This window comes from Iodidimonas nitroreducens (genome assembly GCA_000710935.1).
Taxonomy (GTDB): Bacteria; Pseudomonadota; Alphaproteobacteria; order Sphingomonadales; family Rhodothalassiaceae; genus Iodidimonas; species Iodidimonas nitroreducens.
This window is the reverse complement of sequence record BAYV01000033.1, coordinates 1-4302: the sequence shown is the minus strand read 5'-3', so window position 1 is coordinate 4302 and position 4302 is coordinate 1. Positions and strand designations below refer to the sequence as shown.

The 4302-nt window shown below is 53.9% G+C and carries 5 protein-coding genes; all 5 read left to right on the top strand.

The window, feature by feature from the left end:
- Positions 1-578: 578 nt before the first annotated feature.
- The 5 genes from AQ1_RS11275 (at position 579) to AQ1_RS14670 (ending at position 4180) form a co-directional block, all read left to right on the top strand.
- Entirely contained in the window at positions 579-842 is a 264-nt protein-coding gene (locus tag AQ1_RS11275; protein WP_042087351.1) for a BrnT family toxin, read from the top strand.
- Positions 829-1044 carry a type II toxin-antitoxin system BrnA family antitoxin gene (gene brnA / locus AQ1_RS11270; protein WP_042087349.1) on the top strand — a complete coding sequence of 72 codons (216 nt, stop codon included), beginning with the start codon at positions 829-831 and terminating at the stop codon, positions 1042-1044. Before AQ1_RS11275 ends, brnA begins: the two co-directional genes overlap by 14 nt.
- Positions 1045-1230: 186 nt before the next feature.
- Positions 1231-1557: a YnfA family protein gene (locus AQ1_RS11265; protein WP_042087348.1), complete on the top strand. Its 327-nt coding sequence runs from the start codon at positions 1231-1233 to the stop codon at positions 1555-1557.
- A gap of 537 nt (positions 1558-2094) precedes the next feature.
- Entirely contained in the window at positions 2095-2439 is a 345-nt protein-coding gene (locus AQ1_RS11260) for a plasmid mobilization protein (RefSeq protein ID WP_052371234.1), read from the top strand.
- Positions 2429-4180, top strand: coding sequence for a relaxase/mobilization nuclease domain-containing protein (locus AQ1_RS14670; protein WP_052371233.1), 1752 nt, complete (start codon positions 2429-2431; stop codon positions 4178-4180). The genes AQ1_RS11260 and AQ1_RS14670 overlap by 11 nt, the downstream gene beginning before the upstream one ends.
- Positions 4181-4302 lie beyond the last annotated feature (122 nt).

The window sequence follows — 4302 nt, the reverse complement described above, 5'->3', positions numbered from 1 at the left end:
GTCCCGAATGGATGAAAATTCAGTGGCAGGTCAGGTCCCGTTGGGAGGAAGATGTCGAAAAGATGCATATATATAAGTCTGCGATCTCCGATAACGCAGTCGATAACCGGAGCCGGTTAAATTGGCCAGAAACATCGGTAAATTGCATAAAATAAAATGCCAAATCGAATCCCTGAGCAGTCACTATCGAAAGGAACTCGACCTCGACAACGAAGCGCGGAAGGGAATTCGGTAGTACCATAGATAGGTTGACAAGTTAACCTCATCTCGACCACTGGACCGGAGTTGATCAACACGATCATGTCCACTTCAGTCAAGCGGGCACTTCCCGTCCGCAACCGTCACTATGAAACTGACGGGTCAAGAAAGCTGTGGCGACTTGAATGTCAGCCCTGGTTTTTAGAGTCTGGTAGACTTTAGCGTTCGGGACACCGAGAATTCTAGGCAACCACTATAAATATTTGACTTTTCAGGATACTTTCCTAAGCAGGCGAACCGCCTAACAAGGCGACCGGGTCGTGAGAGCGCTGACACTAAACCATACTTGAAAATGGATAATTATTATATCATATTTAGTTATGAATTTTGATTATGACCCCGCTAAAAGTGCCTCGAATCTGGTAAAGCACGGTATTGATTTCGATCAGGCGCAGGCTCTTTGGGATGACCCATGGATGCTTGAAGCGCCCGCCAAGACCGAGGATGAGCCGCGCTTCCTGTCGATCGGGAAAATTGAAGACAAGTACTGGACGGCCATCTGGACGCCGCGAGGTAATGTTGTGCGGATTATTTCGGTGCGGCGTGCCCGGAAAGAGGAGATCAGCTATTATGAAAGCAACTGAGTTCGACAGAAAGTTCGACGCAGGCGAAGATGTGAGTGATGCAATTGACTGGTCTCAGGCACGCCGCCGGAGCGATCAACCAAAGCGCGTGAACGTGGATTTTCCGACATGGGTCGTCGAAGGCCTGGACAAGCAGGCTCGACATCTGGGCGTGACGCGGCAATCACTGATTAAGCTGTGGATTGCCGAACGTCTACAATGAGACCCTTCTGAAAGAAGGCAATAACGTAACAAGATTTTCGGGCGCTGAAACAAACACAATTCCCGATGGATTATGCCATGGCCTGAAAGGCTGGATCCGCTTATCGCATTCCGGTGATCGCTGTATTCACCCGGTCCAACAGTTCCGTCCGGTTCCCGGCCCAATCCTAGATGCTGGACATGGCCATTGAAAGCAGTTCTGATCTATTTCGTTGCCGCGCTCGCCGAGATCACTGGCTGTTTTGCCTTCTGGGCATGGTTCCGACTGGACAAGAGCATATTCTGGCTGGCGCCGGGACTATTGTCCCTTGCGGCTTTTGCCTGGTTGCTGGCCTTAAGCCCCACAGATCAGGCAGGACGTGCTTATGCCATTTATGGCGGTATCTATATCGTGTCGTCTTTGCTCTGGCTTTGGATCGTCGAAAGCCATCGCCCTGATCAATGGGATATTATCGGAGCAGGGATTTGTCTTGTTAGTGCCGCGATTATTCTCTGGGCCCCGCGCGGTCTTTGAGGCTGTTTTTCTAACGGCATTTTTCCCGAAAATTTGTAACAACCGGCCATCATCGAACGGGCAAATTCAAGGGCGGCCCAATCAGCTTCAAGAAATTGTCTGGTCAAAGCCTATCTCCGGCTTTCCGATATTGCTTTCTTTCCTCCGGACACACCTGTTTCCAGGCAAAACGCTATGGAAATATTATTGCTTCGGCATCCTGACGGATAAACCAATTTCCCTAATTGGGCGAGATGGTTGCCGATTTCATCTTTTTACGTTAATGGTTTAAGAAGTGTTTAAAAGCAAGGTGTAATTTCGCTTCGCTTAATTCCCCTTGCCCCACCCCTAATCGGGGTCTCCGGCCTGCGCTGTCGCTGGACCGGCGGGGGGATCTCCGGCATCTTTTTCGCTAAAAGCCGAAAGATGCCTCCGCGCGGCGCCCCCAATGGGGGGGCAGCTTAACCTGCGCACGGTCCTCCTCTTGTCGAGGACCGTGCTCCGCGTCCCCCTGGTCGGGGGACTTGGCTGTAGACTGTCTCTATTTCGAGGATAAAAATGGCTGGCCGTGGACGTAAACCAAAGGATCCCTCTGACAGGCGAAAGCATGCTGTTACTTGTCGCCTGACCGATGCCGAGCAGAGCCATATTGACCAGCTGCGAGGCAAGATCAGTCGCGGTGAATGGATCCGCCGTGCCGCGCTTGATCAGTTGCCATCCATTGTTCCTCAAGCCAATCGCGATCTTTATGTTGCTCTGGCGCGCAGTGCGGCAAATCTAAACCAGTATCAACGTGCCATCAACGAAGGGCGGGTTGATGCTCCAGCGGTCGATATGGCGAAGTTACGCGACCAGGTGAAGGCCCTGCGCCGCCAGCTGCTGGGGGTGACAGATGAAAGCTAAAGTCGGTCGAGGCAAAGGCTTTCGTGGCGTCTTGAATTACGCGCTCAGCCCTAAGAAAGCCGCGCGGATTGTCGGCGGCAACATGGCTACAGAAACAGCTCGCGGTATGGCCGCAGAATTCAAGATTAGCCGGGAGCTGCGGTCCAATGTCGAGAAGCCGGTCTGGCATTGTTCTCTGGCGTTACCAGCCGGTGAGCAGATCGGAGTGTCCGAGTGGGAGGAAATCAGCAACGATTTCATGGAAAAGATGGGGCTTGGCCAGCATCAATTTGTAGCGATCGAGCATAACGACACCGACTATCAACACATACATATCATTGCCAGCCGGATCGGCTTGGACGAGCGCGTGTGGCACGGTAAGTGGGAGGCATTTCGGGCGATTGAGGCAACCCGGGATCTCGAGAGAAAATACGGGCTTACGATCACGCCGGGGCTCGAAGATGTCGCTGCGGAGGATCACCGAAGAGCGCTCAAAAAGGGCGAGGTGGAGCGCAGCCTTCGCACTGGCGAAGCTTCGGTGCGGTTGATACTGCAAAATCTGGTCAAAGACGCCACTATCGGGAACAAGAGCGTGCTCGCTTTCATCGATAGATTGGAGGCGGCCGGTGTGATGGTGCGTCCCAATGTCGCCCGGACCGGACGGATGAACGGGTTTTCTTTCGGGTATAATGGCGTTTGGTTGAAAGGCAGCCAGCTCGGGAAGAGCTATAGCTGGGCCGGCTTGCAGAGAGCCGGAATTGTTTATGAGCAAGATCGAGACGGGGCGGCGCTTATCGCGCGAGCAGAGCAGTCTGGCACATCTGATCGAAGATCCGGTCCAGAATCTGGCATGCCCGAGCGCCAAGAACAGAACCACAGCACAGGCCATACTCTAGCAGGCCCGGTAGCCCCAACCCATTCCGGTACTGTGGAACATGGCCCGGACGATACGATACCTCCCGCCCTGGCGGAACAGAAAGCCGCCTGGCGGCAGCAACACGCAGCGCTCAATGCTCCGGTCTATCGGATTACGCTCCGGAGCCAGCGCACAGATCTCGAGAACTTTAATCACGGCAAGGGTAAAGGCCCTAATGGCTGCGAGCAGTTTTACCCGGCGGCGGACGTCGAAAAGCTATTGCCGGATCTTTCCCGGCAAAATGCGCGCGGATACGATATTTATGTGACCCCTATCGATCCGGCGCACCATTATATTGTTGTTGGTGGTTTAAACGGCGATGATCTGGATCAGCTGAGGGCTGATGGTTATGTCCCTTCCCTTGTTCAGGGGAGCGGTGTGGGGAATTGCCAGGCAATTCTCAAGCTTCCCAAAAAGGATGGTCCGGATGAACAGGCGGCAGCGAACAAGCTGGTTGTGGAGCTGAACCACCAGTTTGGTAATCCCGATTATACGGCCATAACCAGCCGGTTCCGGCTTGCCGGATTCAGCAATAGAAAACCGGGTCGAGACAACGTTTTCACGCGCATTCTGGAGGCCCTGGGCGAGATCTGTCAGCGTGCGGCGGCACGCCTTAATGCGATCCGTGAAGCGATGGCCAGAGCTCGCAAGGAGCGCGTGGTGCGTCTCCGTGCGATCAAGGCCGAAACAGAGACCAGTCCCTCCGAGGGAAAGCAAGAGGGTGGCAAAGATCATATCCGTTCTCGATCGGACCGATTGGAGCCAGGGCAGATCGAGCCGAAACAGGATGAGCCTGAACTCGGCGATGATAATGAAAATGACCAAGGTTCTGGACTGACACCTTAGCGCTAAGGCTCCCAACATTGATGTTGGAACGAGCTAGAGTGATGCAGGTGCTTTTACGGCATTGTGGACCTGTCGCGGTTTGGTGCCGCTCTGAACCGCCCCGGGATTGCCGGAGGCCATTT